This is a genomic window from Trinickia mobilis, from assembly GCF_017315705.1.
Taxonomy (GTDB): Bacteria; Pseudomonadota; Gammaproteobacteria; order Burkholderiales; family Burkholderiaceae; genus Trinickia_A; species Trinickia_A mobilis.
This window is the reverse complement of record NZ_JAFLRF010000014.1, coordinates 133,990-160,636: the sequence shown is the minus strand read 5'-3', so window position 1 is coordinate 160,636 and position 26,647 is coordinate 133,990. Positions and strand designations below refer to the sequence as shown.

The following is a 26,647-nucleotide window of genomic DNA, read 5'->3' as shown; positions in this document are numbered from 1 at the left end:
AACCGCCCGGTGCGGACCCGCACGCCGGGTGGTATGGCAGGGGCGCAGTCATATATGACTGCCCCCTATGCCGATTCAGCGATCGGGACCCGACATCGGCACTCGCGAACTGCGCGGCAGAGTTGCATGGGACCCGAGTAAGTGCTCTGCATGGGGCCGGAGTCAGTACTGAAGCACTAACTCCGGTCGACCGCGGGTAAAGCGCTAACTCTGGCCGACAAAAAAATCCCGGCCTAGGGGCCGGGGTAACGATACGCTGCTTGCCGTATCGGGGCTCTGGGCAACCTATCCGCCTGGGAGAACCGGATAGGCCGCGCTATTGCTTACGATACTGAACGTTTGCGCCCGCGATAGATGCCGCGGGCACGGACCGACTTTAGGCAACCGGCTTCTTCGCTGCGCGCGAAGCTTGCGAAGCGGCTTGCTGAGCAGCCTTCGTGGCAGCCGTAGCGGCGGCGTTGAAGTTGCTTTCTGCGATTTCGACAGCTTGCTTCGTTGCCTTGTGAACCGTTTCGTAGGTCGTGTTGGCGGCGGTGATCGCCGACTTCATCACGGCGACAGCGGTTTCCGAGCCGGCCGGGGCGTTCTTCGCGACGTTGTCGACGAGCGCTTGGACCTTGCGGTTTTGCTCTTCGTATTGCGCTTCTGCGACCTTCGCGAATTCGGCTTGCGTAGCCGACGCGATTTCATACAGATGACGACCGTACGACAGAACCTTTTCGGCCACCGGTTGCGTCAGGCTGGCTTGAAGCGAGAGGAATTCTTGCGCGTCTTTGGTCGACAGCGCACGTTGTGCGTTTTCCTGGCTTTCCGCGAGCGTCGATTTCACGACTTGCAGGTTCAGCTCAACCAGCTTTTCGATGCCTTCGAACGCCTTGTTCGTCAGATCGAAGAGAGCTTCGAGGTTGGCCTTCTGTGCTGCGGCAAATTGCTCGGGGGTCAGCAGAGTCATGTTTACGCTCCTGGGATTTGATCTGTCTAGCGCAGATCGATGGTTTGACAGCAAAACGAGAGGAGAACCGCTTCAAGCGCGCGATGCATTGTGCGTCGCAACAATGGTTCCCATTTTAGAATGGCATGTACAAATGTCAAGCACATTTGGTGCAATGCACAATGTCGAGAATTTATCTATAAAACAACGCCTTAAGTCAATGCAGAATGAGGCGCTTGATGGGATTTACACCGATTGTGCCGTGCGACGGATCGGCGTTGGCGGAAGGGTATCCGATTGTGGCGGGCGAATTTGGGGCGTAAACCGAAGATTGTCATTGAACGTTAAGGAAACTGCCCGGTCGAATGCGCGCGCCTCGGGAATTGCAACAGACGCTTAAGATTCGGCATGGGAGGCTGTCCGGCGGACTTCGCGCGCCGACCGTTCGTTGTACCATCGGCGCGATCCGTGTTTTCCCCCGCTCAAGTTCGTGCTGGCATTGCCGATATGCGGATAAGTGCTATCGGTGAGGTGCGGCCGGTACTGGTCGCGCACCAGTGCAGGTCGAATAGGCCTATGGCGGTGCCCGTGAGCGTTGCGCCGGCCCGGCGATCGATATTTTTGATTGCTTACGTGGTGCTTATTGGTTTTTTACAATCCGTTCTTATAAGTCGGTTTAAGTACACTCGATAAGTGCTTAATATTGCTTATTTTTCGCAGCTTTACTACACTGGCGAGAAAACTCTCGCCTGCTCTATACAGAACACCAATGAAAACCGAAATGTTTTCGTCGATCAAAGTGATGCAAGGTGTGGCGCTAAGCACCGCGATGTCGGTTGCCACCTCGATGGTGATTGCCGCAGCGCTTGCCGCTCCGGTCAATGCCCTTGCCGCATCCGCCGACTCATCAGCCCCCGCGACGGCCGCGCCGTCGAAATCGGCCAAGCTGCACAAGAAGAAACTCTCTTCGGAAACCACGCGAAAATCGTCGAACGCCGCGAAAACCGCGTCCGCGCAGAGCGATCAGGCGCCGGCTCGCGTCGAATCGAAGAAGAAGCGCGTCTCCTATACGATGAACGCGCATGGCCGTCACACGGCGGTGCGCAAAGTGGCGTTCGCGCCGCGTCCGCAGTCGGTCGGGCAGGTGTTCGGCCTGCACGACACGCCTGACGCGCTCGCATTGCGTTCTAGCGTCGCTTACGTCGTCGATCAGAATACGGGCGACACGCTGTTCGACAAAAACTCGCGCGCTGTCGTGCCGATCGCGTCGATCACGAAGCTGATGACCGCGATGGTCGTGCTGGATTCGAAGCTGCCGATGACCGATCAGATCGAAGTCACCGACGAAGATCGCGATTACGAAAAGAACACGGGCTCGCGTTTGTCGGTCGGCTCGGTGCTATCGCGTGAAGATATGCTGCATATCGCGCTGATGGCGTCGGAAAACCGCGCCGCGGCGGCGCTGTCGCGCTACTATCCGGGCGGCCGCCCGGCGTTCCTGGAGGCGATGAATGCGAAGGCGAAGCAGCTCGGCATGACCGATACGCACTTCGAAAACCCGACCGGTTTGACGAGCCAGAACGTCTCGAGCGCGCGCGATCTCATAAAGATGGTCAACGCGGCGTATCAATATCCGCTGATCCGCAGGTTCTCGACGGACGAAAGCTATGACGTCTTCACCGGCAAGCGTACGCTGGCCTATCGCAGCACGAATGCGCTGGTGCGCAACCCGACTTGGGATATCGGCCTGCAGAAGACGGGCTTCATCAACGAAGCCGGTGAGTGCCTCGTGATGCAGGCCACGATCGAAGGCCGTCCGGTGATCATGGTGTTGCTGGATTCGTCGGGCAAGTATTCGCGATTCGCCGACGCGACGCGCGTGCGCAATTGGCTCGACGCCGGCGGCGCTCAACGCATCACCAGCGCCGATGCAGGCGGCAGCGGCACGTGATTCTAGCGCGTCCCTAATTTTTAAAGCCCCGCAATTGCGGGGCTTTTTTATGGATCATCGATCGGTGCGCTTGATGGGCGCGCAGGGAGCCGCCCAAGTCCATCGCGCCCGCGAATCGGAGCAAAGGCGCCGAAGGGGCATGGCCTGCCCCTCAAGCTCGCTTATGAGCGTCCGAATGCGCTGCTTCCGGCCGATAGCCGAGCGATTCCGAAATCACGAGCGCGGTACGGCTTACCTGGCCTAGCCAGGCGTCCTGCAGCCGGTCGGCCGGCGCTGACAGCGACAGGCCCGCCACCAGCTTGCCCGTATCGTCGTAAATCCCTGCTGCGATGCAGCGCACGCCCAGCTCGAGCTCTTCGTTATCGCGCGCGCAGGCCTGCTGCCGGACATGCAGCAGCTCGCGCTCGAGCTTCGAGATATCCGTAATGCTGTTTTGCGTGTGCCCCGAGAGCCCGGTGCGCGTCGCGTAAGCGCGAACGCGTGACGATTCGTCGGCCGCGAGAAAGAGCTTGCCGACAGAGGTCAGGTGCAGCGGCGCGCGTCCGCCGATCGCCCGCACCACCTGCATGCCCGAGCGCTCCGAATAGGCGCGCTCGATATAGACGATCTCATCGCCCTGCCGCACCGACAGATTGACGGTCTGCCCCGTCATCCGGTGCAGCTCGCGCATCGGCTGCAGTGCGGCGTCGCGCACCGAAAGGCGGGCTTTGACGAGGTTGCCGAGTTCCAGCAGCCGCATGCCGAGCCGGTACGTGCCGGGGTCGGAGCGGTCCACCAGGCGGCAGGTCACCATGTCGTTCAGAATGCGGTGGGCCGTCGATGGATGCAGATCGGTGCGCTGGGCAAGTTCCTTGAGGCTGACCGGGTCGGTATGGGCGGCGAGGGCGTCCAACAGGCGCATCATGCGCTCGATGACCTGAATCGACGTTTTGGAATCCGGATTCGTTTCGCTCATCGTGAAAAATCGCTTGACGCGTCAACAGCGGGAAAATCGATTGTATCTCGTATCGTGAAAAAAGCGAACGGCGTTTGCGCGAATCCTCGGACCGGCGATTCGGGCTTCCCGCAGTGCTTCGGCGTTGGAGATGCGAACCAAACAGCGGATAATCGCAGATGTTTTCTCGAAGGAGGGGCTATGCGAGTCGGATTGTTCGTTACCTGCCTGATTGACCTGATGCGCCCGGAAATCGGATTTTCCGTCATCAAGCTGATCGAGCGCGCGGGTTTCGCGGTCGTCGTTCCGCCTGCGCAGACCTGCTGCGGGCAGCCCGCCTACAACTCCGGCGACCGCAGCCTCGCGCGCGATCTCGCCGAAAAGACGCTGCGCGAGTTCGAGCAATTCGATTATGTGGTGGTGCCGTCGGGCTCGTGCGGCGGCATGATCGGCGTGCATTACGGCGACTTGTTCTCCGACGATCCCGAGCTGATGAGCCGCTACGGGCGGCTGCGTCCGAAAGTCTTCGAGCTGACCGATTTCCTCGTGAACGTTGCGAAAATCGAGCTGGCTCCGCTTGGGTTCGAAGGAACGGTTACGTATCACGATTCGTGCTCGGGCTTACGCGAGCTTGGTGTGAAGGCCCAGCCGCGCGCGCTGCTCGCGCAAGCCGGCGTGCCGGTCACCGAGATGAAGGGCTGCGAGCATTGTTGCGGCTTCGGCGGCACGTTCGCCGTGAAGTACGGCAACATCTCGACGGCGATCGTCGACGAGAAATGCGCGAATATCCAGGCGAGCGGGGCCGACGCGGTTGTGCTCGGCGACCTCGGCTGCATGCTCAATATAGAAGGGCGCCTGCGGCGCACCGGCCACACCAAGACGCGCGTCCTGCACATCGCGCAGGTCCTCGCGGGCGACGCATAGATCGGCTTGCCGCCGCGCTTCTCACCTTCTCTCCAAGGCCGCCTCATGCAAGTTCAATCGATGCAATTCAAGGCGCGCGCGGGCCAGAAGCTCGCCGACCAGCGTCTCCAGCAGAATCTGACCAAGCTGTCGACGAAGTTCGTCTCGGCGCGCGCGACCGCGATGACCGCGATCGATTTCCCCGCCACGCGCGCCGCGCTGAAAGCGCGCCGCAACCGCGCGCTGGAAAACCTCGACGTCTGGCTCGAAACGTTCGAGCGCGAGGCGGCGCGTCGCGGCGTCACGGTGCTGTTCGCGGAGACGACGCAGGAAGCGGCGCGGCTCGTCGCGGATATCGCGAAAAAGCACGACGTGCAGAAGGTCATCAAGACGAAGTCGATGGTGACCGAGGAGATGCGCCTGAATGCCGTGCTCGGCGAAATGGGCGTGCAGTCGATCGAGACCGACCTGGGCGAATATATCCTCCAGATCAACGACAACGAGCCGCCGAGCCACATCATTGCGCCCGTCGTCCACAAGGACAAGGAAGAGATCGCGGACCTGTTCGCGAAGACGCACGGACGCGCGCGTCTGACTGAGATCACGCAGATGACGCGCGAGGCGCGCGAAGTGCTGCGTCCGCATTTCATGTCGGCGGACATGGGCGTCACGGGCGGCAACTTCGTGATCGCCGAGACCGGGTCGGTCGCGATCGTGACGAACGAAGGCAACGAAGGGATGTGCACGGTGATGCCGCGTGTGCACGTCGCGGTGACGGGCATCGAGAAAGTGCTGCCGACGCTCGAAGACCTCGCCACCGCAATGCGCTTGTTGCCGCGCTCGGCGACGGGGCAGACCACGTCGAACTACTTCTCCGTGCTGACCGGGCCCCGCGCCGCGGGCGATCAGGACGGGCCTGAGCATATGTACGTCGTCCTGGTGGACGGCGGCCGTACGGGGCTCATCGGCGGTGAGTTTCAGGAGATGCTGCGCTGTATCCGCTGCGGCGCGTGCATGAATCACTGCCCCGTGTATCAGAAGGTCGGCGGCCACACCTACGGATGGGTGTATCCCGGTCCGATGGGCTCGGTGCTGACACCGAGCTATGTCGGTCTCGAGAAGGCGCTCGACCTGCCGCAAGCCGCGACGTTGTGCGGCGAATGCAATAGCGTCTGCCCGGTCGGAATTCCGCTTTCGGACTTGCTGCGCAAGCTGCGCGAAAAGCAAATGGAGCGGCATTTGCGCCCTTGGAGCGAGCGGGCCGGGCTTGCGGTCTGGGGCTTTCTCGCGCTGCGCCCGGGCCTGTACAACCTGGTGACGAAACTCGCGGTGCGGGTGCTCGAGCGCGCCGGCGGGCAGCGGCGTGCGATTTCGCGCTTGCCGCTTGCGCATGGCTGGACGGCGACGCGCGATATGCCGGCGCCTGCCGGACGGACGTTCCGCGAGTTGTACGCCGCGCAACGCAGCCATATCGGCTGATCGCGCAACTCGCGCGGCCGACCTCAGGCTGGTACGGCTGCACGTCAGGCAATGCCGGGTACCGCCGCGGCAGGGTTCGCTGCCTATACCGCGATTGTTTGCGTCAGTGCAACACTCTATTCGCTATCCGGTGCTTTTTCTCGATAGATGCTGTCTATAGAATTTGGACTTGGCGCCATGGGTGAGTACTCCGCGCCATTTCCGAGAGAGCACATCATGAAAAAGAAAATATCTATTTACTGGCCGCTGGCGGTCATCGTGCCGCTCGCCGCAGTCGCTTATCTGCACGCCTACAGCGATGCGGCCGCGCACGCGCCGCTCGCGGCTTACCAGGTGACGGCCGAGCTGGCCCGCACGGTTTCCTACGGCTACATCACGGACAGCACGCCAAAGGCGCTGCCGGCGGTGCACCGGAACGTATCGTTCGGGGCGTCGGAAGCGTCGTGAGCGGCGGGCGAGGATTTGCGCGTCTTTGTATAATCGCGCGTCTGCTTTGCCTCGTTGTTATTTCAACGTGAATCGCCCTCAATGAAATCCGTTGCGATCTGCTTCGTCTGCCTTGGCAACATTTGCCGTTCGCCCACTGCCGAGGCGGTGATGCGTGCGCAGATCGAGGCTGCGGGATTGGCGTCGCGGATTGTCGTAGACTCGGCGGGCACCGGTAACTGGCACATCGGCGAAGCACCGGATGCGCGGGCGCAGGGCGCCGCGCGGCAACGCGGCTACGATCTGTCGGCGCTGCGCGGCCGCCAGATCGGCAAAGCCGATTTCGAACGCTTCGACCTGCTGCTCGCGATGGACGACGCGAATCTGCGCGAATTGCACAAGCTATGTCCGCTGGAGCATCGGCACAAGGCGCGTCTGCTGATGGAATTTGCGGCGCAAGCCGAAAGCCACGAGGTCGCAGACCCGTATTTCGGCGGCGCCCAGGGATTCGAGCAGGTGCTCGATCAATGCGAAAAAGCGTGCCAGGGTCTGTTAGCCGAGCTACGAGCAAGGCTGGCGGCCGGGAATTAATCAGTTGCTTCGCGAATAACCGGAATCGAGATAGGGATACTTGACTAATTTTGTCATGTATTTATACTTGACCAAAATCGTCAAGATTGCTGTCCCCCAGACATTATGAGACTCACCACGAAAGGCCGTTTCGCCGTCACGGCGATGATCGACTTGGCACTGCGCCAAGAGCAGGGCCCGGTGACGCTGGCCGGCATCAGCCAGCGCCAGCGCATCTCGCTCTCGTATCTCGAGCAGCTATTCGGCAAGCTGCGCCGCCATGAAATCGTCGAGTCCGTGCGCGGACCCGGCGGCGGATACAACCTCGCGCGCCGCGCGGAAGACGTGACGGTCGCCGATATCATCATCGCGGTCGACGAGCCGCTCGATGCCACGCAATGCGGCGGCAAGGGTTCGTGCGAAGGCACGAAACAGCACGACGGCCACTGCATGACGCATGAGCTGTGGGCCACGCTCAATCAGAAGATGGTCGAGTATCTCGATTCCGTCTCGCTGAAAGACCTGGTCGACCAGCAGCGTTCGCGCGAAGGTGCGCCTGCCGTGCTGCGTGATCGCCGCACCGAACCGCCTGCCGCCGAACCCCCGCGGGTGGTGCCGAAGGGGCCGAATTCCGTTTTCAATATGGCGAGTTCGTAAGCGCTCATTCCCCACAGAGCCGAACCGCCAGCCGTTGAGCTGTGCATTGATTCCCCGGAGCGATTGATGAAAAACGATATTCCCCACCTGCCCATTTACATGGACTACAGCGCGACGACGCCGGTCGATCCGCGCGTGGTGGACAAGATGATCCCGTACCTGCGCGAACAGTTCGGCAATCCGGCGTCGCGCAGCCATTCGTACGGCTGGGACGCGGAACGTGCAGTCGAAGAAGCGCGCGAGAACGTCGCGGCGCTCGTCAATGCCGATCCGCGCGAAATCATCTGGACGTCGGGCGCGACAGAGTCGGACAACCTCGCGATCAAGGGCGCCGCGCACTTCTACAAGAGCAAGGGCAAGCACATCATCACGGTGAAGACCGAGCACAAAGCGGTGCTCGACACCTGCCGCGAGCTCGAGCGCGACGGTTTCGAAGTCACCTATCTGGACGTGAAGGCCGACGGCCTGATCGACCTGGACCTGTTCAAGGCTGCGTTGCGCCCGGACACGATTCTCGTGTCGGTGATGTTCGTGAACAACGAGATCGGCGTGATTCAGGACATCGCGGCGATCGGCGAAATCTGCCGTGAAAAAGGCATTATTTTCCACGTCGATGCGGCGCAGGCCACCGGCAAGGTCGAGATCGACCTGAACAAACTCAAGGTCGACCTGATGTCGTTCTCGGCGCACAAGACTTATGGCCCGAAGGGCATCGGCGCGCTGTACGTGCGTCGCAAGCCGCGCGTGCGTATCGAAGCGCAAATGCACGGCGGCGGCCACGAGCGCGGCATGCGCTCGGGCACGCTGGCGACGCATCAGATCGTCGGCATGGGCGAAGCGTTCCGGATAGCGCGCGAAGAAATGGCGACGGAAAACGAGCGCGTGCGGATGCTGCGCGACAAGCTGCTGCGCGGCCTCTCGGAGATCGAAGAGGTCTACGTGAACGGCGACATGGAACAGCGCATTCCGCACAACCTGAACATCAGCTTCAATTTTGTCGAAGGCGAGTCGCTGATCATGGCGATCAAGGATGTCGCGGTGTCGTCGGGTTCGGCGTGCACGTCGGCGTCGCTGGAGCCGTCGTACGTGCTGCGCGCGCTCGGCCGCAACGACGAACTCGCGCACAGCTCGATCCGCTTCACGGTCGGCCGCTTCACGACGGAACAGGATGTCGATTACGTCGTCAATCTGTTGAGGAGCAAGATTGCAAAACTGCGCGATCTGTCGCCGCTTTGGGAAATGCATCAAGACGGCATCGATCTGTCGACGATCAAGTGGGCCGCGCACTAAAGAGGCGCCTCCAGGAGGCGCAGGCAACCCGGACGTCGTGATCGAATGTATGCTGAATCGAATCAAGGAGTGTGACCATGTCTTACAGCAACAAAGTTCTAGACCATTACGAAAACCCGCGTAACGTCGGTTCGTTCGCGAAGGACGACGATGCGGTCGGCACCGGCATGGTCGGCGCACCCGCGTGCGGCGACGTGATGAAGCTGCAGATCCGCGTGGGTGCGGACGGCATTATCGAAGACGCAAAGTTCAAGACGTACGGCTGCGGTTCGGCGATCGCATCGAGCTCGCTCGTCACCGAATGGGTGAAGGGCAAGACGCTCGATCAAGCGCTCACGATCAAGAACACACAGATCGCCGAAGAGCTCGCGCTGCCGCCGGTGAAGATCCACTGCTCGATCCTCGCGGAAGACGCGATCAAGGCGGCCGTCGCCGATTACAAGCAGCGCCACGGCGGTGAGCAAACGTCGGAAGAAGCGAAGCAGCAAGTCGCCTGAGCGGCGGCCTGCCGAACGAGAAGAACGCTATGGCAATCACATTGACCGAAAAGGCTGCACAGCACGTGCAAAAGTACCTGACGCGGCGGGGCAAAGGCCTTGGGCTGCGGCTCGGGGTGCGCACGACCGGTTGCTCCGGTCTTGCGTACAAGCTCGAATACGTCGATGAGCTCGCGCCGGAAGATCAGGTGTTCGAGAGCAACGGCGTGAAGGTCGTGGTCGATCCGAAGAGCCTGGCGTACATCGACGGCACCGAGCTCGACTTCGCGCGCGAGGGGTTGAACGAGGGTTTCAAGTTCAACAACCCGAACGTGAAGGACGAGTGCGGCTGCGGCGAATCGTTTCGGGTGTAATGGCGCTGTCGACCTGAGTTTGCGCTTCAGCGCTTACTCCTGCCCCATGCAGAGCACTTACTCGGGTCCCATGCAAAGCTCGAACGGGAAAGAGGCGGCGCGGGCCGCCTTTTTGTTTGCTGGTCTCTCGTTTCTCTGCGGCTGGCGTCTGCGCGATTTCATGAACGTCATCGCAGCCCGGTCCGGACGCAAACTCAGGCTCCAATTTCAACCGACGACGTAATCCGATGGCCTCGATCAGCGACAGCCACTTCGACCTCTTTCAACTGCCGGCGCGCTACACGCTCGATGCCGACACGCTCGAGCACGCATACCGCACCGTGCAGACGCAGGTGCATCCGGACCGCTTCGCCGCGGCCGGCGACGCGCAAAAACGCATCGCGATGCAGTGGGCGACGCGCGCGAACGAGGCGTATCGTACGCTGCGCGATCCGCTGAAACGCGCGATCTATCTACTGTCGATTCGCGGCGTCGATGTCGCGATGGAAAGCAATACGGCGATGGAGCCGGCGTTCCTGATGCAGCAGATGGAGTGGCGCGAAGGCGTCGAAGACGCCGCGGCGGCGAAGAACATCGACGCGCTCGATGCGCTCCTGAACGAGCTGCGCGAGGAAGAGCGCGTGCGCTTCACCAAGCTTGCGGCACTGCTCGACAACGGCGCCGACCAGGCGGCGGCAGAGGCAGTGCGGCAATTGATGTTTATCGAACGCGTTGCGGCGGAAATCGGCACGCAAATCGAAAGACTCGAACACTGACGACAACGGGCGGCAAGGGCGGCAACGCCGCGCTCGCCGCCCGGTAACGCGATAATGGCGGGAACGCATGAACCCCGAAGAGTACTGATGGCTTTACTTCAAATTTCCGAACCTGGCATGGCCCCCGCGCCGCATCAACGGCGTCTCGCTGTCGGTATCGATCTCGGCACGACGAACTCGCTCGTCGCCGCGGTGCGCAGCAGCGTTCCCGAAGTCCTGCCGGATGAGCACGGCAATCTCCTGCTGCCGTCGGTGGTCCGCTATCTGGAGAAGGGCGGCCGGCGCATCGGCCACGCCGCGAAGGCGGAAGCGGCCTCCGACCCGCGCAACACGATCGTGTCGGTCAAGCGCTTCATGGGCCGCGGCAAGGAAGAAGTCGAGGGCCACGAGAACGCGCCGTATGACTTCGTCGATGCCCCCGGCATGGTGCAGATCCGCACTGTCGATGGCGTGAAGAGTCCGGTCGAAGTGTCGGCCGAAATTCTCGCGACGCTGCGCCAGCGCGCCGAAGATTCGCTTGGCGACGAACTCGTCGGCGCGGTGATTACCGTGCCCGCGTATTTCGACGAAGCGCAGCGCCAGGCGACCAAAGATGCCGCGCGTCTCGCGGGCCTGAACGTGTTGCGCCTCCTGAACGAGCCGACCGCGGCCGCGATCGCCTACGGGCTCGACAACGGCGCGGAAGGGCTCTACGCGGTGTACGACCTCGGGGGCGGCACTTTCGACCTGTCGATCCTGAAGCTCACGAAGGGCGTGTTCGAAGTGCTGGCGGCAGGCGGCGATTCCGCGCTTGGCGGTGACGACTTCGACCACGCGCTTTTCCGCCATGTGCTCGCGAAGGCGGGCATCGCTGCGACAGCCCTGACGCCGGAAGACGTGCGGATGCTGCTCGACCGCGTGCGCGAGACGAAAGAGGCGCTGTCTGCGGCGCCGAGCGCGAAACTCGAAGCGACACTGTCGAGCGGCGCGAAGCTCGATGTCGCGGTCGGCGAAAGCGAGTTCGCGGATCTCGTGCGTGACCTCGTGCAACGCACGCTCGGCCCCACGAAGAAGGCGCTGCGCGACGCGAAGATCGCGCCGAAGGACGTCAAAGGCGTCGTGCTGGTCGGCGGTGCGACGCGCATGCCGGTGATCCGGCGCGCGGTCGAAGCGTGCTTCGGCCAGCCGCCGCTCGTCAACCTCGACCCCGATCAAGTGGTCGCGCTCGGCGCGGCGATCCAGGCCGATCTGCTCGCGGGCAACCGCGGCGCCGAAGGCGACGACTGGCTGCTGCTCGACGTAATTCCGCTCTCGCTCGGCGTAGAGACGATGGGCGGCCTCACCGAAAAAATCATCCCGCGCAATTCGACGATTCCCGTCGCGCGCGCGCAGGATTTCACGACCTTCAAGGACGGCCAGACCGCGATGGCGATCCACGTCGTCCAGGGCGAGCGCGAGCTGGTGTCCGACTGCCGGTCGCTCGCGCGCTTCGAGCTGCGCGGCATCCCGCCGATGGCGGCGGGCGCGGCGCGTATTCGCGTGACCTACCAGGTCGATGCGGACGGCTTGCTGTCGGTGTTTGCGCGCGAGCAGCATTCTGGCGTGGAGGCGTCGGTTGTCGTCAAGCCGTCATACGGTCTCGCGGACGATGACGTCGCGCGGATGCTCGAAGAGAGCTTCAAGACCGCGGAAATCGACATGCGCGCACGCGCGTTGCGCGAAGCGCAGGTCGAAGCGAAGCGTATGCTCGAAGCGACCGAAGCGGCGCTTGCTGCAGACGGCGAACTGCTGGCCGACGACGAGCGCGCGCAAGTCGACGCCTCGCTCGCTGCCCTGCGCACGCTCGCCGAGGGCGATGATGCCGGCGCGATCGAAACCGCGACGAAGGCGCTCGCGGAACAAACCGACGAGTTCGCCGCGCGCCGCATGGACAAGGGCATTCGGCTCGCGTTGACGGGCCGCAAGCTGGACGAGATCTGATCGAGTCCGAGGAATCTTGGGCGGTGCAAGAGGCCGCCGGTAACATGCCGCGGCGGCTTGGCGCCGCGGCACTACATAGTCAAAACGGAATTCGTATGCCTCAAATCGTTGTGCTGCCTCACGTCGAACTATGCCCGGAGGGGGCCGTGATCGACGCCGTGCCGGGCAAGAGCGTGTGCGACAGCCTGCTCGAAAACGGTATCGAAATCGAGCACGCATGCGAAAAGTCTTGCGCTTGTACCACGTGTCATGTGATCGTGCGCGAAGGGTTCGACGCGCTGACGCCGTCCGAAGAGGACGAAGATGATCTGCTCGACAAGGCTTGGGGGCTCGAGCCGACTTCGCGGCTGTCGTGTCAGACGCTCGTGCCGGAGAACGAGGATCTCGTCGTGGAGATTCCGCGTTATTCGATCAACCACGCTAAGGAAAATCACTGAACCGACCCTAAGGAGCGAGACGCCATGAAATGGACCGATACGCAAGAAATCGCGATGGCCTTGACCGACAAGCACACGGATATCGATCCGCAATATGTGCGGTTCACCGACTTGCATCGCTGGGTCACCGAACTCGAAGGTTTTGACGACGATCCCAATCGGTCGAGCGAGAAGATTCTCGAGGCGATCCAGTTGGCCTGGATCGAGGACGCGGCCGAGTAATTCCGATTCGGCAGCACGGGCACAAAAGAAAAGGCGATCCGAATTCGGATCGCCTTTTCTTTTGCCGAGAGCGGAAGCACCCCCGGACTGAACTGAGCGGGTTTAAGCGACTTAACCGGCAACGAGGGTGCCGTTCTCGACGCGCACGCGCTCGCCTTGCTGGAACGGCGGCGCTGCGCGATACGTGAAGTAGCGCGTATGGCCGTTTTCCATCCTAACGCGGACCTGATAGTCGGTTTCGCTGCGCAGATGCTTCTCGACCGAATTGCCCGCAAAGCCGCCGCCCACCGCGCCGAGCACCGTCATCGCGGCGCGGCCGGTGCCATGGCCGAACATATTGCCGACCAGGCCGCCTGCCACTGCGCCGCCGACTGCGCCGACACCGGTGCCGTGGCCTTCCTTCTTCACCGTGACGATCGATTCGACGGTACCGCAGGTCGCGCAATACGCCGGTGCCGGTTGCGGCTGCTGCTGCGCGTACTGCGGCTGCGAGGGCTGCTGCGCATATTGAGGCTGCGAGGGCTGCTGCGCATATTGAGCCTGCGCCGCTTGCTGAGCCGGTGGGGCCGGCGTTGCAGGCGCGGCGGCCGCTGGCTGTGGAGACATCGTCTGCGGCTGCTCTTGAGGCGCCGCGGCTTGCTGGGCCGGCTGGCTTACTTGGCCGTTGGCCGTCAGGTTGGCCGGCGCGGCCGAATCGACCACGCCTTGGCTTTGCGACGTCACCGCGGCGGCTTGAGTCTGATTATCTTGTGCGTCGGAGCTGGAGGCCTTCGGGAACAGGCCCGTAATCGCCGCGGTGGCGGCGAGGCTGGCGACGATGACGCCCGCCGCCGCAGTGGCGATGAGCGGGTGGAGTCGGCGGTGCGGTGTGGTCGGCGTATGCGGGTTATCCATTTGGGAATCTCCGTCTGAGCAGAGTCGATCTAGCTACGACAATAGTCTCCGGCAAATGGCGCGCGCTTGCGTTTCCATTTGTAACCGTTTCCAACCCGCCTGCCGCGCCGGCTTGGGCTATCCCTCGCAAAATCAAGGCCGTTCGAGGGTCGAAAGCACGAACGAAAACTGCCCGACAAACTGCATCGGGCAGCATTTACCGATAGTTACAAATATCAGCTTAGGGGCGCATCAGTCTTCGCGGCGCAGGTGCGGGAAGAGGATCACGTCGCGGATGCTCGGGCTGTCGGTCAGGAGCATCACGAGGCGGTCGATGCCGATGCCGCAGCCGCCCGTCGGAGGCATGCCGTATTCGAGCGCGCGGATGTAGTCGGCGTCGTAGAACATCGCTTCTTCGTCGCCGGCGTCCTTCTGCTCGACCTGCTTCTTGAAACGCGCGGCCTGATCTTCCGGATCGTTCAGCTCCGAGAAGCCGTTCGCGATCTCGCGGCCCGTCATGAACAGTTCGAAGCGCTCGGTGACGCCTTCGCGCGTGTCCGATGCACGCGCGAGCGGCGACACTTCGATCGGGTAGTCGACGATGTAGGTCGGCTCCCACAACTGGGCTTCTGCCGTCTCTTCGAATAGCGCGAGCTGCAGCGCGCCGACGCCGGCGTTCCGGAACGCCGGCTGGTTCGTGTCGACGCCGAACTTTTTCAGCTCGGTGCGCAGGAAGGCGCTGTCCGAGAGCCGGCCGTCGGTGTATTGCGGCGCGTACTTCTGGATGGCTTGCGTGATCGTCAGGCGATGAAACGGCTTGCCCAGATCGAGCTCGCGGCCCTGGTAGGTGATCGTCGCGGTGCCGAGCGAGTCGATCGCCGCCTGGCGGATCAACTGTTCGGTGAAGTCCATCAGCCAGGTGTAGTCGGTGTACGCGGCGTAAAACTCCATCATCGTGAATTCCGGGTTGTGACGCGGCGACACGCCTTCGTTACGGAAATTCCGGTTGATCTCGAACACGCGCTCGAAGCCGCCGACGATCAGCCGCTTCAAATAGAGCTCTGGCGCGATGCGCAGAAACATCTGCATGTCGAGGGCGTTATGGTGCGTGACGAACGGCTTGGCCGCCGCGCCGCCCGGAATCGGGTGGAGCATCGGCGTCTCGACTTCCATGAAGCTCGCATCCGACATGAACTTGCGGATCGACGACACCGCCTTCGTGCGCGCCACGAACGTCTTGCGCGCTTCGGGCGTGACGATCAGGTCGACGTAGCGCTGGCGATAGCGCATTTCCTGGTCAGCCAGGCCGTGGAACTTGTCCGGCAGCGGACGCAGCGCCTTCGACAAGAGACGCAGCTCCGTGCAGCGCACCGACAGCTCGCCCTTGTTGGTGCGAAAGAGCAGGCCGCGCGCCGCGACGATGTCGCCGAGGTCCCACTTCTTGAACGCTTCGTAGGTCTCTTCGCCGACGTCGGCCGGCGTGACGAAGAACTGGATCTGGCCCGAGCCGTCGCGCACCGTCGCGAAGCTCGCCTTGCCCATCACGCGCTTGAGCATCATTCGGCCGGCGACGGCCACGTTGAGCGCGGTCGCTTCGAGCGCGTCCTTGTCGGTGTCCGCGTAGGCCGTCTGCAGGTCGCCGGCTTGATGCGTCGGACGGAAGTCGTTCGGGAAGGCCACGCCGCGCTCGCGCAGCGCACGCAACTTCTCGCGGCGCTCGGCGATGATCTGGTTGTCGTCCTGTTCGGGCACGGCGCTCGGCTGGGTCGGTTCGGTCATGATGATTGGCTATTCGAAGATGGAAAGCGTTGGCGCGGGATGCAGCCTCGCGAGAGCCGAGGAAACGAAACGCACGGCTGCGGCTACGTGCACGCTTGACGCTGGAAACAATGCGGCGCGGCTGGAACAGCCGCGCCGTCGATAGTTACACGCCTTGCTTGAGGCTGGCGCTGATGAACTCGTCGAGATCGCCGTCGAGCACGCTCTTGGTGTTGCTGATTTCGACGTTGGTGCGCAGATCCTTGATGCGGCTGTTGTCGAGCACGTACGAGCGGATCTGGTGGCCCCACCCCACGTCGGACTTGCTCGACTCGAGCTTGTCCTGCTCGGACTGGCGTTTGCGCATTTCCGCTTCGTACAGGCGCGATTTCAGCATCGCCATCGCTTCGGCGCGGTTGCGGTGCTGCGAGCGGTCGTTCTGGCACTGCACGACGATGCCGGTCGGCATGTGCGTGATCCGCACGGCCGAATCGGTCTTGTTGATGTGCTGGCCGCCCGCGCCCGAGGCGCGGAACGTATCGATGCGCAGATCGGCCGGGTTGATGTCGACCTCGAACGAATCGTCGATTTCCGGGTACACGAACACCGACGAGAACGATGTGTGACGGCCGCCCGACGAATCGAACGGCGATTTGCGAACGAGGCGGTGAATGCCCGTTTCGGTGCGCAGGAAACCGTACGCGTATTCGCCTTCGACCTTGATTGTCGCGCTCTTGATGCCGGCGACGTCGCCTTCCGATTCTTCGAGCACTTCCACCTTGAAGCCCTTGCGCTCGCAGTAGCGCAGATACTGGCGCAGCAGCATCGATGCCCAGTCGCACGCTTCTGTGCCGCCGGCGCCGGCTTGAATGTCGATGAAGGCATTGTTTGGGTCGGCCGGGTTCAAGAACATCCGACGGAATTCCATGTCGGCGACGCGTCCCTCGAGCGCGCCGGCGTCGGCTTCGCAGGCGACGAGCGTGTCGTCGTCGCCTTCCTCACGGGCCATGTCTAAGAGATCCTGCGTGTCGCGCAGGTCGTTATCGAGCGCCGAGAGCGTCGTGACGACGCCATCGAGCAGCTTCTTTTCCTTGCCGAGCGCCTGGGCGTGCTTCGAGTCGTTCCAGACGTTCGGGTCTTCGAGTTCCTTGTTGACTTCGGCTAGGCGCGACGCCTTGGCGTCGTAGTCAAAGATACCCCCGTAGCTCGCCCGCGCGATGGCGCAGGTCCGCGAGAGAGCTTTCGATCGCGTTGAGACGTTCCGCTTCCATGTCGATCTTTTCTGCTTCGTAAAAAGAAGAAATTATAGCCGATCGCCATGGCAGGACGGCGGTCCGGACGGGGTTCGGCGCGCGCGGCGCTCACTCGAACGGATTGAGAACGTTGACCCTGGTGCCGATGAAATCGTCGACATTGCGCGTGACGACGGTCAGATCGTGAATCAGCGCGGTGGCGGCGATCAGCTTGTCGATCGCGTGCTCCGCGTGCGGCGCGCGCAGGGCGCCCCAGACTTGGCCGATATCGGCGTCGATCGGAAGAATGTTCTGCGCGAAGTCACTCAACAAGGCATCGAGCCATTTTTCGAGCAGCGCGGTCTGTTTCGCGTCGCCTCGATGGCGGATCAGTTCGATGCCGCGCCGCAATTCGCCGACCGTCACCACCGACAAATACAGATCGGCCGAATCCTTGGCCGTCTGACGAAAGAAGGCGCGCACGCCCTTGTTTGCGCGCTCGCGCTTTCTCGCCTCGCTGATGACGTTCGTATCAACCAAATACATTCGCGGCCTGGGTCGAGTCGCCAACGCGTTCGAAATCGGCGTCTTCGCCGACGTTCGGCATCGCCATCAGGACTTCGGCCAGACTCTTGCGCTTCACGCGCCGCAGCGCCTGCGACAGGATCGCGCGATGCTCGGCTTCGGCGCTGCGACCGTGAGCCGCGGCTTGCTCACGCAGGCTTTGCACGAGTGCGTCGTCGATGCCGCGAACCAGCAGATTTGCCATTGCCACCTCCATTGCTATCGTTGATAGCAATGATAGCGGTTTTGCGGGGGCGTGTAACGCTCGTCCGAACGGACTAGGGCGCGTTCATGCGCCGCTGTCAGTCCGCTGCGTGCTCCACGATCAGCTGCACGCGCGAAACGCCATTCCACGTATCGCTCGCAAGCCGGTAGGCCAGCGTCGCGCGCGCAGGCAGCGGGTCGGTGTGGTTGAACCAGATCGCGGAAAAACGCTGGCGGCCGCGCGCGAGTTGCAGCTTCAAGTGCTTGTCCTTCACGAGCGCCTGCGAGGCGATGTCGAACTTGCTCGAAAACACCGGAGCCGGAAACCCCTGGCCCCAGACCGCGGCGTCGAGCATCTCGACGAACTGCGGCGTGAAGTACGCGTCCTCGAGGTCGCCATCGGTTTCGATCACGCGCGCAAGCGCGTCGTCGGTCAGCCACTCGCGGCCGACGGCTTCGAATGCGGCGGTAAAGCGCGGGATATCGGCGGCGGCGAGCGTGACGCCGGCCGCCATCGCGTGGCCGCCGAACTTGATGATGAGACCGGGCTCGCGCTTGGCCATCAAATCGAGCGCATCGCGCAGATGGAAGCCCGCGATCGAGCGGCCCGAGCCCTTGACGAGCGTGCCGCCGTCGTCGGCGGGTGCGAACGTGAACGCAGGGCGGTGAAATTTTTCTTTGAGGCGCCCGGCGACGATGCCGATCACGCCCTGGTGCCAGTTCGGATTGAAAAGCGTGATGGTGGCGGTGCCCGCCGGATCGACCGACGACAGGTCTTCGAGCGCTTGCTGCTGCATGCCCGCTTCGATTTCGCGGCGCTCGCGGTTCATCGCGTCGAGCTGCTGCGCGAGTTCCCAGGCGCGGCCGACGTCGTCGGTCGTCAAGCATTCGATGCCGAGCGACATGTCGGAAAGGCGCCCGGCCGCGTTCAGGCGCGGTCCGAGCGCGAAGCCGAGATCGAAGCCCGATGCGCTTCTCGCGTCGCGTGCGGCAGCGCGGAAGAGGGCGGCGATGCCCGGCTGCATGCGGCCGTTGCGGATGCGCTGCAGCCCTTGCGCGACCAGCACGCGGTTGTTGCCGTCGAGCTTGACGACGTCCGCTACGGTGCCGAGCGCGACCAGATCGAGCAGGCCGTCGAGGCGCGGCTCGGGCCGCTGGCCGGCATCCGTGCCGAATACGCCGCGCTTGCGCAACTCGGCGCGCAACGCCAGCAGCACGTAGAACATCACGCCGACGCCCGCGATGCACTTGCTCGGAAACGCGCAGCCCGGCTGATTCGGATTGACGATCGCGCGCGCGTTCGGCAGCGCCTCGCCGGGCAGGTGGTGATCGGTGACGAGCACGTCGATGCCGAGCGCGTTCGCCGTTTCGACGCCGTCGACGCTCGCGATGCCGTTGTCGACCGTGATCAGCAGATCGGGCTTGCCGGGCTTGCGCTGTGCCGCGAGCTCGACGATCTCGGGCGTGAGTCCGTAGCCGTATTCGAAGCGGTTCGGCACGAGGAAATCGATCTGCGCGCCGAACATGCGCAGGCCGCGCACGGCGACGGCGCATGCGGTGGCGCCGTCGCAGTCGTAGTCGGCCACGACGAGCATGCGCCGATTCTGCTCGAGCGCATCGGCGAGCAGGATGGCGGCATCGGCGCAGCCCTTGAGACTCTGCGGCGGCACGAGCCGCGCAAGGGCGGTTTCGATTTCGTCGGGCTGGCACACGCCGCGGGCGGCGTACAAGCGAGCGAGCACGGGGTGAAGTCCGTGGCGGATCAGCGCTTGCGCGTCGGCGGGAGACGACGCGCGGGTCACGATTCGGGTCATGCGGCGGAGCCAAAAAAGGAGCGGGCGATCGCGCGCGGCGTCGCGCGAAGAGCCGATCGCCCGGCGTGTTTCATTCGAAGAGCGACGCCAGCATGCGGCGGCGCCAGAATTTGCGCAGGTCGCCGCGCGTGACGGTCAGCGTCGACGAGCCGGTGTCGCCGCAGAGCGTCATGCCAAGTTCGCCGATGCGGCCCGCCTGCAGCGCGGCGAGCGCAGGCGCAAACCAATCGCGTTCGAGCGCGTTCAGCGCCGTGTTCCAGCGCGCCCAGTCCTGCTCGATGAAGGGCGACGAGAACGGGTCCAGCTCGATCAGCGTGGCGCCGCCGGCCGCCGCTGGCAGCGAGCCGAACGAGGCGGGCGGCGGGCCCGCTTCGACACCCGCGGCAAGCGCGAGGCCGCATGTGGCGGCGGCATCGGACAGCACGCGCGCAAACGGGCTCTTGACCGCTTGCGCCGTGCCCTGCGCGTGCATCCAGATCGAATTGACCGCAGGCAGCCCGCGCGCCTCGCGCGCTTCGTTCACAGGATGCTCGAACCACGCCATCTGCACTTCGTTTTGCAGCTTCATCCAGGCGCGCGAGCGCTGCCCGGTATGCGCCTCGTGCGGCAGCCAGATCTCGATGTTGCGTCCGCTCGCCCGCAGCGGAGACGCACCGGCAAGCGCGCCGAACGACTCGCTCGACAGGTACCAGCGCGCCGGACGTGGCGCTTCGATGCGCACGCCGAGTTCCTCGACGAGAGGCTTGGCGACGGCGAGAAGCGTCGCGGCTTCGTCGTCGGACAGCTCTAGCGAGGCCGGGTCGATCAGCACGAGGTGATCGTGAGCGATGCGCACGTGAACCGGCTGCACGCAGGCCCACACGGCGTCGCCGGGCGTGCCGCCGTCGGCGAGCAACATATAGGGCGCAAGCGGCGCCTCGTCGTCGGCGCTCGAGGCGACGGCGCCGAACTGGCGCGCGACCCAGCGCTCGTGCGGCAGCGTGCGCTGAAAATCTTCACCGGCGACGCGCTCGACGAGGCTTGCGCGCGCCAGCAGCTTTCCGAGCGCCGGGCTCTCCAGGTTGTGCAGTGCGGTTGAAGCGTCGGCGGCCGTCGGCAGCGCGAAGGGCAGCAGGAAATGGAGGCGGTTGGCGTGCATGATGGTGCGCATTGTATGGCAAACTTCGCGCTTGATTGACGGCGCAGGCGGCAGCTAACGCTCCAGCGGCGAGTATTTTCGCGATCCGCGGGCCGCGATACGGAATCGGGAAACGCCGGTCTTTTGCATTGCATCAAAGCGTTTCGAAGGGCGGCCCGAATCCGTCCGGCGAGGGGCCGCGTATCATTGCAGGCGTGGTTGCGCGCGGCGACCGGGCCCACTGGATGCGCGTCTCACGCGATATTCGCGAGTCGCTACCCCGCACGCCGAAAGAACACATTAAGGATTCGCTTGAAACTTCCCTACGAATGGCAGATCGGCTGGCGCTATACGCGCGCCGGCAAACGCACGACCGGCAACGGCTTCATCTCGTTCATCGCGCTCGTTTCGGTGTCGGGCATCGCGCTCGGCGTCGCGGCGCTGATCGTCGTGCTGTCGGTGATGAACGGCTTCCAGAAGGACGTGCGGGACCGCATGCTGTCGGTGCTCGCGCACGTCGAAATTTTCTCGCCCACCGGTTCGATGCCCAATTGGCAATTGACCGCGCAGGAGGCCAGGCAGAACAAGGAAGTGATCGGCGCGGCGCCGTATGTCGACGCGCAGGCGCTGCTCACGCGCCAGGACGCCGTGAGCGGCGTCGCGCTGCGCGGCGTCGAGCCGTCGCTCGAGCCGCAGGTGTCCGACATCGGCAAGGAGATGCGGGCCGGCAGCCTGAACGCGCTCGAACCGGGCTCGTTCGGCATCGTGCTCGGCGCCGACCTCGCCGCGAGCCTCGGCGTGACGGTCGACGACAAAGTCACGCTCGTCGCGCCCGAAGGCACGATCACGCCGGCCGGCATGCTGCCGCGCCTGAAGCAGTTCACCGTGGTCGGCGTGTTCGAATCGGGCCACTACGAATACGACAGTACGCTCGCGCTCATCAACATCCGCGACGCCGAGGCGCTCTTCCGCCTGCCCGCGCCGACCGGCGTGCGGCTGCGCCTCACCGACATGCAAAAGGCGCCGCAGGTCGCGCAGGAGCTCACGCATCAACTGTCAGGCGATCTCTACATCCGCGACTGGACGCAGCAGAACAAGACCTGGTTCTCGGCGGTGCAGATCGAAAAGCGGATGATGTTCATCATCCTCACGCTGATCATCGCGGTGGCGGCGTTCAACCTCGTGTCGTCGCTCGTGATGACCGTCACCAACAAGCAGGCCGACATCGCGATCCTGCGCACGCTCGGCGCGCAGCCCGGCTCGATCATGAAGATCTTCGTCGTGCAGGGCATCACGATCGGTTTCGCCGGCACGGCGACGGGCGTCGCGCTCGGCTGCCTGATCGCGTGGAGCATCCCGTGGCTCGTGCCGATGATCGAGCATCTGCTCCACGTGCAGTTCCTGCCGCCATCGGTCTACTTCATCAGCGAACTGCCGTCCGAACTCGTGCCGGGGGATGTCGTCAGGATCGGCGTCATCGCTTTCGTGCTGTCGGCGTTGGCGACGCTCTATCCGAGCTGGCGCGGCGCGAAGGTGCGTCCGGCGGAGGCGCTGCGCTATGAATGAACAAGTCATCGAACAACCCATGACGGGCACCACGGCATTGGAAAAAAATTCAAACGATTTCGTGCTCGAAGCGAGCGGCATTTCGAAAGCGTTCATCCAGGGGGGGCTCAACGTCCCGGTGCTGAGCAATGCGCAGCTATCGGTGCGGCGCGGCGAGAAGCTCGCGATCGTCGGCGCTTCGGGTTCGGGCAAGAGCACGCTGCTGCATGTGCTCGGCGGGCTCGACGACCCGACCGCGGGGCAGGTGTCGCTGCTCGGCAAGCCGTTCACGAAGCTTGCCGAGCGCGAGCGTAACGACCTGCGCAACCGGGCGCTCGGCTTCGTCTATCAGTTCCACCATCTGTTGCCTGAGTTCAGCGCGCTCGACAACGTGGCGATGCCGTTGCGCATCCGGCGCATGTCGACGGACGACTCGCGCCGCGAAGCCCTGGCGACGCTCGAGCGCGTCGGCCTTGCGCATCGTGCGAAGCATCGGCCGGGCGAGCTGTCGGGCGGCGAGCGGCAGCGCGTCGCGATTGCGCGCGCGCTCGTCACCAAACCCGCTTGCGTGCTGGCCGACGAGCCCACCGGCAACCTCGACGGCAGCACGGCAGACGCCGTGTTCAACCTGATGCTCGAACTGTCGGAAAAGCTCGACACGAGCTTCGTGATCGTCACGCACGACACGGACCTCGCCGCGCGGTGCGATCGCATCATGCGCCTGCGAGACGGCGGGTTGCAAGAAGAGCCGTCGGTGCCGGTCTGACGCTTTCGTCCCGCTGCCGCGCGAAACCCGCCTCGCCATGTGGATTGATACGCACTGCCATCTCGACGCCCCCGAGTTCGACGCGGACCGCGACGAACTCGTTCGCGCGGCGCAGGAGGCAGGCGTGTCGCGCATCGTGATTCCCGGCGTCGAGCGCAGCCACTTCGAGACCGTGCGTGAGCTCGCGCAGCGTGTCCCGGGCGCGGTCTACGCGCTAGGCATCCATCCGCTTTACACGCCGCGCGCGGCCGATGCCGATCTCGACGTGCTGCGCAGGGAGATCGAAGCGAGTCTGGCGGATCCGCGCTTCGTCGGTATCGGCGAGATCGGCCTCGACTACTTCGTGCCGGGGCTCGACGACGCGCGGCAGCAGTTCTTCTACAACGAGCAATTGAAGCTCGCGCGCGAATTCGATCTGCCGGTGATCTGCCATGTGCGCAAGTCGCAGGACCAGGTGTTGAAGGGCTTGCGCCGGCATGCCGTGCGCCGCGGCATCGCGCATGCGTTCAACGGCAGTTTCCAGCAGGCGCACGCGTTCATCGAACACGGGATGCATTTGGGCTTCGGCGGAAACGTCACGTTCGAGCGTGCACTGCAGATTCGGCGTCTGGCGGAGCAGTTGCCGCTCGAGGCGATCGTGCTCGAAACCGATGCGCCCGATATCCCGCCCGCATGGCGCTACAAAGAGCGCAATACCCCCGACCAGATTCCGCGCATCGGCACCGTGCTTGCCGAGCTGCGCGGCATCGGCGAAATCGAACTCGCACTTGGCACAATGGCTAACGCGCGCGCTGCGCTGCCGCGGCTCGCGCTTTCGTCCGCATAATCGTTTCCTGTGGTTCGCGCTGCGCCGGACTCGCGCGCGGCATCTCATCCATGGCTCGTGCGCGGCGCGGCGCCTTTCGAAGGGAGGGCGGATGCGGGCGGTTCTGTGCGGATTTGCGGTGGGCGTCTTCGTATTGCAGCAGCAGGCGGCTTTGCCGGGCGCGTTGCAATGGAGCGTCGGTGCGGCATCGCTCGCCGCGGCAATTGCGTGTGCGGGATGGGCGTTCAAGCGAGAAGCGCGTTGGCTTCGCAGCGCCCGAATTTGCGCGGCTGTTTTTGCAGCGGCGCTGGCGGGTTTCGGCTATGCCGCGTGGCGGGCCGAGATCCGTTTGCGCGATGCGTTGCCGGTGTCGTGGGAGGGGCGCGACATCGACTTGACCGGCCATGTCCGCGGATTGCCCGCACGCGACGCAAACGGCGCGCGGTTCCCGTTCGCTGTCGACACGGACGAGGTGCAGCGCATGACCGGCATTTCGCATTTCCCTCCCACGATTCAACTGACATGGATCGATCGCACGCGCACGCCGGACGCGCTGCCGATGCTGGTCCCCGGCGCTCGCTGGCGGCTGACCGTGCGCTTGAAGCGGCCGCATGGCAACGCGAACTTCGGTGTACGCGATCCTGAAGCTGCGCTGCTTGCGCGCAACGTCCGTGCGACGGGGTATGTCTCGGCGGCATCGGCTGCGCAGCGCTTGCCCGGCAGAGCAGGCGGGCTGGCGTTGACGATCGATCGCTGGCGCTTCGCGCTGCGTGCGCGCATCGGCGCTGTGCTGACCGAAGCGCCTCATCGCGGCATCGTGACGGCGCTCGCGGTCGGCGCGCAGGATGCGGTCAGCGCCGACGATTGGCTCTTGATGCGCAACACCGGCACGAGCCATCTGATTGCGATTTCGGGTTTGCATATCGGCCTCGTGGCGGGCCTGTGCGCGACGATCGCCGGATGGCTTTGGCGACGCTCGTGTTTGCTCGCGCGCGTGAGTCGCCGCGACTGGCCGCTCATCGTGCCTGCGCAAATCGTCGCCGCAGTAGCGGGGGCGGCGTTCGCCGCGTTCTATGCCGCGCTCGCCGGCTTCAACGTGCCCGCGCAGCGTGCGCTGTGGATGCTGACGATAGTGAGCCTCGCGTTTGTGAGCGGGCGCAGCGTGGCGCCGTCGCTGGTGCTTGCGTGGGCGTTGGCGATCGTGCTGATCGCCGATCCTTGGGCAGTGGTCACGCCCGGTTTCTGGCTGTCGTTTTGCGCGGTAGCGGCGATCTTGCTCGTCGTGCACGGACGCCTGCGCGTGCGAGCGGAGCGGCAGTGGGAAGACGACGAGCGTCCGACGTCGCGCGTTTCGCGAGCGCTCGCCGCCGTGCGCCGAGGGCTGACACGCTTGCGCGAGCGATTGCTGAGCGCCGCACGCGTTCAATATGCCGTGACGATAGGGCTCGCGCCGCTCACGGCGTACTGGTTTTCGCAGATTCCTCTGATCGGCCCGTTTGCGAATGCATTCGCGATTCCGTGGGTGAGTGTGCTCGTGACGCCGGTCGTGCTGGCAGGCGTGGTGTTGCCCGCACCGTTCGACGCATGGGCGTTTCACGCCGCACATGCGCTCGTCGACGCGCTGGCGGCCGCGCTGCAGGCGCTGTCGGGCCCGGCTTGGGCCCTGTGGCGTTTGCCGCAGCCGGACACGTTGGCGCTCTTGGCCGCCGCGGCCGGCGTCCTCTGGTGCCTCATGCCGCGCGGCTGGCCGCTTCGCTGGGCCGCGCCTCTGACGTGGCTTCCGCTCGTCATGCCGCCGCCGGCCGGGCCGCCTGCGGGCACGTTCCGCGTGACTGCGCTCGACATCGGCCAAGGCGCGTCGATCCTCGTCGAAACGGCGCGCCACGCGCTCTTGTTCGACACCGGTCCCGGCCCGGAATCGACCCACGCGGGCGAGCGCATCGTCGTGCCGTTCCTGCAGGGCAATGGCGTACCGGTGCTCGATGCGCTCGTGATCAGCCATGCCGATTCCGATCACGCCGGTGGCGCCGGTGCTGTGCTGCAAGCGATTTCTGTCCGCCAACTGCTTGCCGGCCTGCCGCCGTCGAATCGTCTGTGGGCCGCGGCGCGCATGACAGGCGCCGAGACGCTGCGCTGCGCAGCCGGCCAGCGCTGGCAATGGGACGGCGTCGAATTCACGATGCTCTGGCCCGACGCGGGGCCGCTCCCGAAAGTGTCGAACGCGCAGTCGTGCGTGCTGCGCGTCTGGGCTCCCGGCATGTCGGCGCTGCTTACCGGCGACGTCGATGGGCCGTCCGAACGGGTGCTCGTCGCCCGCGCGCCCGATGCGCTGCGCGCACAGGTGCTCGTCGTGCCGCACCACGGCAGCAAGAGCTCGTCGACCGAACCGTTCCTCGACTCTATTGATCCGCTGATTGCGGTATTTCAGGTAGGCTATCTCAATCGCTTTCGCCATCCGAATTCAAGCGTGTGGGCGCGCTACATGGCGCGCGGCATCGAGCTGACCCGCAGCGACAGCGACGGTGCGGTACGCATCGAATCCGCGGGTGGCGCGCTCGTGCTCGAACGCTACCGCGAGACGCATCGCCGCTATTGGATGGATTGA

At 64.2% G+C, this 26,647-nt stretch carries 26 protein-coding genes; 17 read left to right on the top strand and 9 right to left on the bottom strand.

The genetic code is table 11. The features are described from left to right. Nucleotides 1-376: 376 nt before the first annotated feature. A complete protein-coding gene (locus J3489_RS20705) occupies nt 377-952 on the bottom strand; it encodes a phasin family protein (protein WP_207001139.1) in 576 nt (191 codons plus the stop codon). A gap of 748 nt (nt 953-1,700) precedes the next feature. Here J3489_RS20705 and pbpG point away from each other — a divergent pair. After that, entirely contained in the window at nt 1,701-2,882 is a 1,182-nt protein-coding gene (pbpG, locus tag J3489_RS20700) for a D-alanyl-D-alanine endopeptidase (RefSeq protein WP_207001137.1), read from the top strand. Nucleotides 2,883-3,033: 151 nt separating this feature from the next. On the opposite strand, the gene J3489_RS20695 is transcribed toward pbpG, so the two are convergent. Continuing rightward, on the bottom strand, nt 3,034-3,837 hold the full coding sequence (locus J3489_RS20695; protein WP_207001136.1) for an IclR family transcriptional regulator: 804 nt from the start codon (nt 3,835-3,837) through the stop codon (nt 3,034-3,036). 180 nt (nt 3,838-4,017) lie between these two features. Here J3489_RS20695 and J3489_RS20690 point away from each other — a divergent pair, with 180 nt between their 5' ends. From J3489_RS20690 to iscX, 12 genes are all read left to right on the top strand, one after another. Continuing rightward, the gene (locus J3489_RS20690; RefSeq protein WP_207001135.1) at nt 4,018-4,740 is read left to right on the top strand and encodes a (Fe-S)-binding protein; all 723 of its coding nucleotides are present in this window, start codon (nt 4,018-4,020) and stop codon (nt 4,738-4,740) included. Between the two features lie 45 nt (nt 4,741-4,785). Next, on the top strand, nt 4,786-6,198 hold the full coding sequence (locus J3489_RS20685) for a lactate utilization protein B (RefSeq protein WP_207001134.1): 1,413 nt from the start codon (nt 4,786-4,788) through the stop codon (nt 6,196-6,198). A gap of 216 nt (nt 6,199-6,414) precedes the next feature. Then, nucleotides 6,415-6,645, top strand: coding sequence for a hypothetical protein (locus tag J3489_RS20680; RefSeq protein ID WP_207001133.1), 231 nt, complete (start codon nt 6,415-6,417; stop codon nt 6,643-6,645). Between the two features lie 81 nt (nt 6,646-6,726). Continuing rightward, on the top strand, nt 6,727-7,215 hold the full coding sequence (locus J3489_RS20675; protein WP_207001132.1) for a low molecular weight protein-tyrosine-phosphatase: 489 nt from the start codon (nt 6,727-6,729) through the stop codon (nt 7,213-7,215). Nucleotides 7,216-7,320: 105 nt separating this feature from the next. Further along, nucleotides 7,321-7,851 (top strand): Fe-S cluster assembly transcriptional regulator IscR, encoded by a 531-nt coding sequence (iscR, locus tag J3489_RS20670; RefSeq protein ID WP_207001131.1) that lies wholly within the window; start codon nt 7,321-7,323, stop codon nt 7,849-7,851. 66 nt (nt 7,852-7,917) lie between these two features. Next, nucleotides 7,918-9,141, top strand: coding sequence for an IscS subfamily cysteine desulfurase (locus J3489_RS20665; RefSeq protein ID WP_207001129.1), 1,224 nt, complete (start codon nt 7,918-7,920; stop codon nt 9,139-9,141). 77 nt (nt 9,142-9,218) lie between these two features. Beyond that, nucleotides 9,219-9,638 (top strand): Fe-S cluster assembly scaffold IscU, encoded by a 420-nt coding sequence (iscU, locus tag J3489_RS20660; RefSeq protein WP_207001127.1) that lies wholly within the window; start codon nt 9,219-9,221, stop codon nt 9,636-9,638. Nucleotides 9,639-9,667: 29 nt separating this feature from the next. Then, a complete protein-coding gene (gene iscA, locus J3489_RS20655; protein WP_207001125.1) occupies nt 9,668-9,991 on the top strand; it encodes an iron-sulfur cluster assembly protein IscA in 324 nt (107 codons plus the stop codon). Nucleotides 9,992-10,218: 227 nt separating this feature from the next. Further along, nucleotides 10,219-10,746 (top strand): Fe-S protein assembly co-chaperone HscB, encoded by a 528-nt coding sequence (hscB, locus tag J3489_RS20650; protein WP_207001123.1) that lies wholly within the window; start codon nt 10,219-10,221, stop codon nt 10,744-10,746. An 87-nt stretch (nt 10,747-10,833) separates the two neighbouring features. After that, nucleotides 10,834-12,705, top strand: a complete 1,872-nt coding sequence (gene hscA / locus J3489_RS20645) for a Fe-S protein assembly chaperone HscA (protein ID WP_207001121.1) — start codon at nt 10,834-10,836, stop codon at nt 12,703-12,705. A gap of 95 nt (nt 12,706-12,800) precedes the next feature. Continuing rightward, a complete protein-coding gene (gene fdx, locus J3489_RS20640) occupies nt 12,801-13,142 on the top strand; it encodes an ISC system 2Fe-2S type ferredoxin (RefSeq protein ID WP_207001120.1) in 342 nt (113 codons plus the stop codon). Nucleotides 13,143-13,166: 24 nt separating this feature from the next. Then, nucleotides 13,167-13,364, top strand: a complete 198-nt coding sequence (gene iscX / locus J3489_RS20635) for a Fe-S cluster assembly protein IscX (protein WP_137332061.1) — start codon at nt 13,167-13,169, stop codon at nt 13,362-13,364. A 111-nt stretch (nt 13,365-13,475) separates the two neighbouring features. Here iscX and J3489_RS20630 read toward each other — a convergent pair whose 3' ends face one another. The 7 genes from J3489_RS20630 to J3489_RS20600 all read right to left on the bottom strand — a co-directional run bounded on the left by J3489_RS20630 (nt 13,476) and on the right by J3489_RS20600 (nt 20,959). Further along, nucleotides 13,476-14,258 (bottom strand): outer membrane lipoprotein, encoded by a 783-nt coding sequence (locus J3489_RS20630; RefSeq protein WP_207001119.1) that lies wholly within the window; start codon nt 14,256-14,258, stop codon nt 13,476-13,478. A 231-nt stretch (nt 14,259-14,489) separates the two neighbouring features. Further along, nucleotides 14,490-16,016: a lysine--tRNA ligase gene (gene lysS / locus J3489_RS20625; RefSeq protein WP_207001118.1), complete on the bottom strand. Its 1,527-nt coding sequence runs from the start codon at nt 16,014-16,016 to the stop codon at nt 14,490-14,492. 145 nt (nt 16,017-16,161) lie between these two features. Continuing rightward, a protein-coding gene (prfB, locus tag J3489_RS20620; protein WP_207001117.1) for a peptide chain release factor 2 occupies nt 16,162-17,266 on the bottom strand; the annotation gives its coding sequence in 2 pieces (ribosomal slippage) (nt 16,162-17,184 and nt 17,186-17,266; 1,104 coding nt in all). Nucleotides 17,267-17,356: 90 nt separating this feature from the next. Then, nucleotides 17,357-17,773, bottom strand: a complete 417-nt coding sequence (locus J3489_RS20615) for a type II toxin-antitoxin system VapC family toxin (RefSeq protein WP_207001116.1) — start codon at nt 17,771-17,773, stop codon at nt 17,357-17,359. Further along, entirely contained in the window at nt 17,760-17,996 is a 237-nt protein-coding gene (locus J3489_RS20610) for a FitA-like ribbon-helix-helix domain-containing protein (protein ID WP_207001115.1), read from the bottom strand. Before J3489_RS20610 ends, J3489_RS20615 begins: the two co-directional genes overlap by 14 nt. Nucleotides 17,997-18,093: 97 nt before the next feature. Beyond that, nucleotides 18,094-19,809, bottom strand: coding sequence for a single-stranded-DNA-specific exonuclease RecJ (recJ, locus tag J3489_RS20605; protein ID WP_207001114.1), 1,716 nt, complete (start codon nt 19,807-19,809; stop codon nt 18,094-18,096). Between the two features lie 70 nt (nt 19,810-19,879). Then, nucleotides 19,880-20,959 (bottom strand): regulator, encoded by a 1,080-nt coding sequence (locus tag J3489_RS20600; RefSeq protein ID WP_207001112.1) that lies wholly within the window; start codon nt 20,957-20,959, stop codon nt 19,880-19,882. Between the two features lie 279 nt (nt 20,960-21,238). Between J3489_RS20600 and J3489_RS20595 the strand changes: the two genes are divergently transcribed. From J3489_RS20595 to J3489_RS20580, 4 genes are all read left to right on the top strand, one after another. Further along, the gene (locus tag J3489_RS20595; RefSeq protein ID WP_207001110.1) at nt 21,239-22,492 is read left to right on the top strand and encodes a lipoprotein-releasing ABC transporter permease subunit; all 1,254 of its coding nucleotides are present in this window, start codon (nt 21,239-21,241) and stop codon (nt 22,490-22,492) included. A gap of 19 nt (nt 22,493-22,511) precedes the next feature. Continuing rightward, entirely contained in the window at nt 22,512-23,237 is a 726-nt protein-coding gene (lolD, locus tag J3489_RS20590; protein ID WP_242540164.1) for a lipoprotein-releasing ABC transporter ATP-binding protein LolD, read from the top strand. Between the two features lie 37 nt (nt 23,238-23,274). Beyond that, the gene (locus J3489_RS20585; RefSeq protein ID WP_207001106.1) at nt 23,275-24,063 is read left to right on the top strand and encodes a TatD family hydrolase; all 789 of its coding nucleotides are present in this window, start codon (nt 23,275-23,277) and stop codon (nt 24,061-24,063) included. Between the two features lie 91 nt (nt 24,064-24,154). Further along, a complete protein-coding gene (locus J3489_RS20580; RefSeq protein ID WP_207001104.1) occupies nt 24,155-26,647 on the top strand; it encodes a DNA internalization-related competence protein ComEC/Rec2 in 2,493 nt (830 codons plus the stop codon).

Coding starts and splice junctions, on each gene's coding strand:
- J3489_RS20705 (WP_207001139.1), bottom strand. CDS start 952: ATGACTCTGCTGACCCCCGAGCAATTTGCCGCAGCACAGAAGGCCAAC.
- pbpG (WP_207001137.1), top strand. CDS start 1,701: ATGAAAACCGAAATGTTTTCGTCGATCAAAGTGATGCAAGGTGTGGCG.
- J3489_RS20695 (WP_207001136.1), bottom strand. CDS start 3,837: ATGAGCGAAACGAATCCGGATTCCAAAACGTCGATTCAGGTCATCGAG.
- J3489_RS20690 (WP_207001135.1), top strand. CDS start 4,018: ATGCGAGTCGGATTGTTCGTTACCTGCCTGATTGACCTGATGCGCCCG.
- J3489_RS20685 (WP_207001134.1), top strand. CDS start 4,786: ATGCAAGTTCAATCGATGCAATTCAAGGCGCGCGCGGGCCAGAAGCTC.
- J3489_RS20680 (WP_207001133.1), top strand. CDS start 6,415: ATGAAAAAGAAAATATCTATTTACTGGCCGCTGGCGGTCATCGTGCCG.
- J3489_RS20675 (WP_207001132.1), top strand. CDS start 6,727: ATGAAATCCGTTGCGATCTGCTTCGTCTGCCTTGGCAACATTTGCCGT.
- iscR (WP_207001131.1), top strand. CDS start 7,321: ATGAGACTCACCACGAAAGGCCGTTTCGCCGTCACGGCGATGATCGAC.
- J3489_RS20665 (WP_207001129.1), top strand. CDS start 7,918: ATGAAAAACGATATTCCCCACCTGCCCATTTACATGGACTACAGCGCG.
- iscU (WP_207001127.1), top strand. CDS start 9,219: ATGTCTTACAGCAACAAAGTTCTAGACCATTACGAAAACCCGCGTAAC.
- iscA (WP_207001125.1), top strand. CDS start 9,668: ATGGCAATCACATTGACCGAAAAGGCTGCACAGCACGTGCAAAAGTAC.
- hscB (WP_207001123.1), top strand. CDS start 10,219: ATGGCCTCGATCAGCGACAGCCACTTCGACCTCTTTCAACTGCCGGCG.
- hscA (WP_207001121.1), top strand. CDS start 10,834: ATGGCTTTACTTCAAATTTCCGAACCTGGCATGGCCCCCGCGCCGCAT.
- fdx (WP_207001120.1), top strand. CDS start 12,801: ATGCCTCAAATCGTTGTGCTGCCTCACGTCGAACTATGCCCGGAGGGG.
- iscX (WP_137332061.1), top strand. CDS start 13,167: ATGAAATGGACCGATACGCAAGAAATCGCGATGGCCTTGACCGACAAG.
- J3489_RS20630 (WP_207001119.1), bottom strand. CDS start 14,258: ATGGATAACCCGCATACGCCGACCACACCGCACCGCCGACTCCACCCG.
- lysS (WP_207001118.1), bottom strand. CDS start 16,016: ATGACCGAACCGACCCAGCCGAGCGCCGTGCCCGAACAGGACGACAAC.
- J3489_RS20615 (WP_207001116.1), bottom strand. CDS start 17,773: ATGTATTTGGTTGATACGAACGTCATCAGCGAGGCGAGAAAGCGCGAG.
- J3489_RS20610 (WP_207001115.1), bottom strand. CDS start 17,996: ATGGCAAATCTGCTGGTTCGCGGCATCGACGACGCACTCGTGCAAAGC.
- recJ (WP_207001114.1), bottom strand. CDS start 19,809: ATGACCCGAATCGTGACCCGCGCGTCGTCTCCCGCCGACGCGCAAGCG.
- J3489_RS20600 (WP_207001112.1), bottom strand. CDS start 20,959: ATGCGCACCATCATGCACGCCAACCGCCTCCATTTCCTGCTGCCCTTC.
- lolD (WP_242540164.1), top strand. CDS start 22,512: ATGACGGGCACCACGGCATTGGAAAAAAATTCAAACGATTTCGTGCTC.
- J3489_RS20585 (WP_207001106.1), top strand. CDS start 23,275: ATGTGGATTGATACGCACTGCCATCTCGACGCCCCCGAGTTCGACGCG.
- J3489_RS20580 (WP_207001104.1), top strand. CDS start 24,155: ATGCGGGCGGTTCTGTGCGGATTTGCGGTGGGCGTCTTCGTATTGCAG.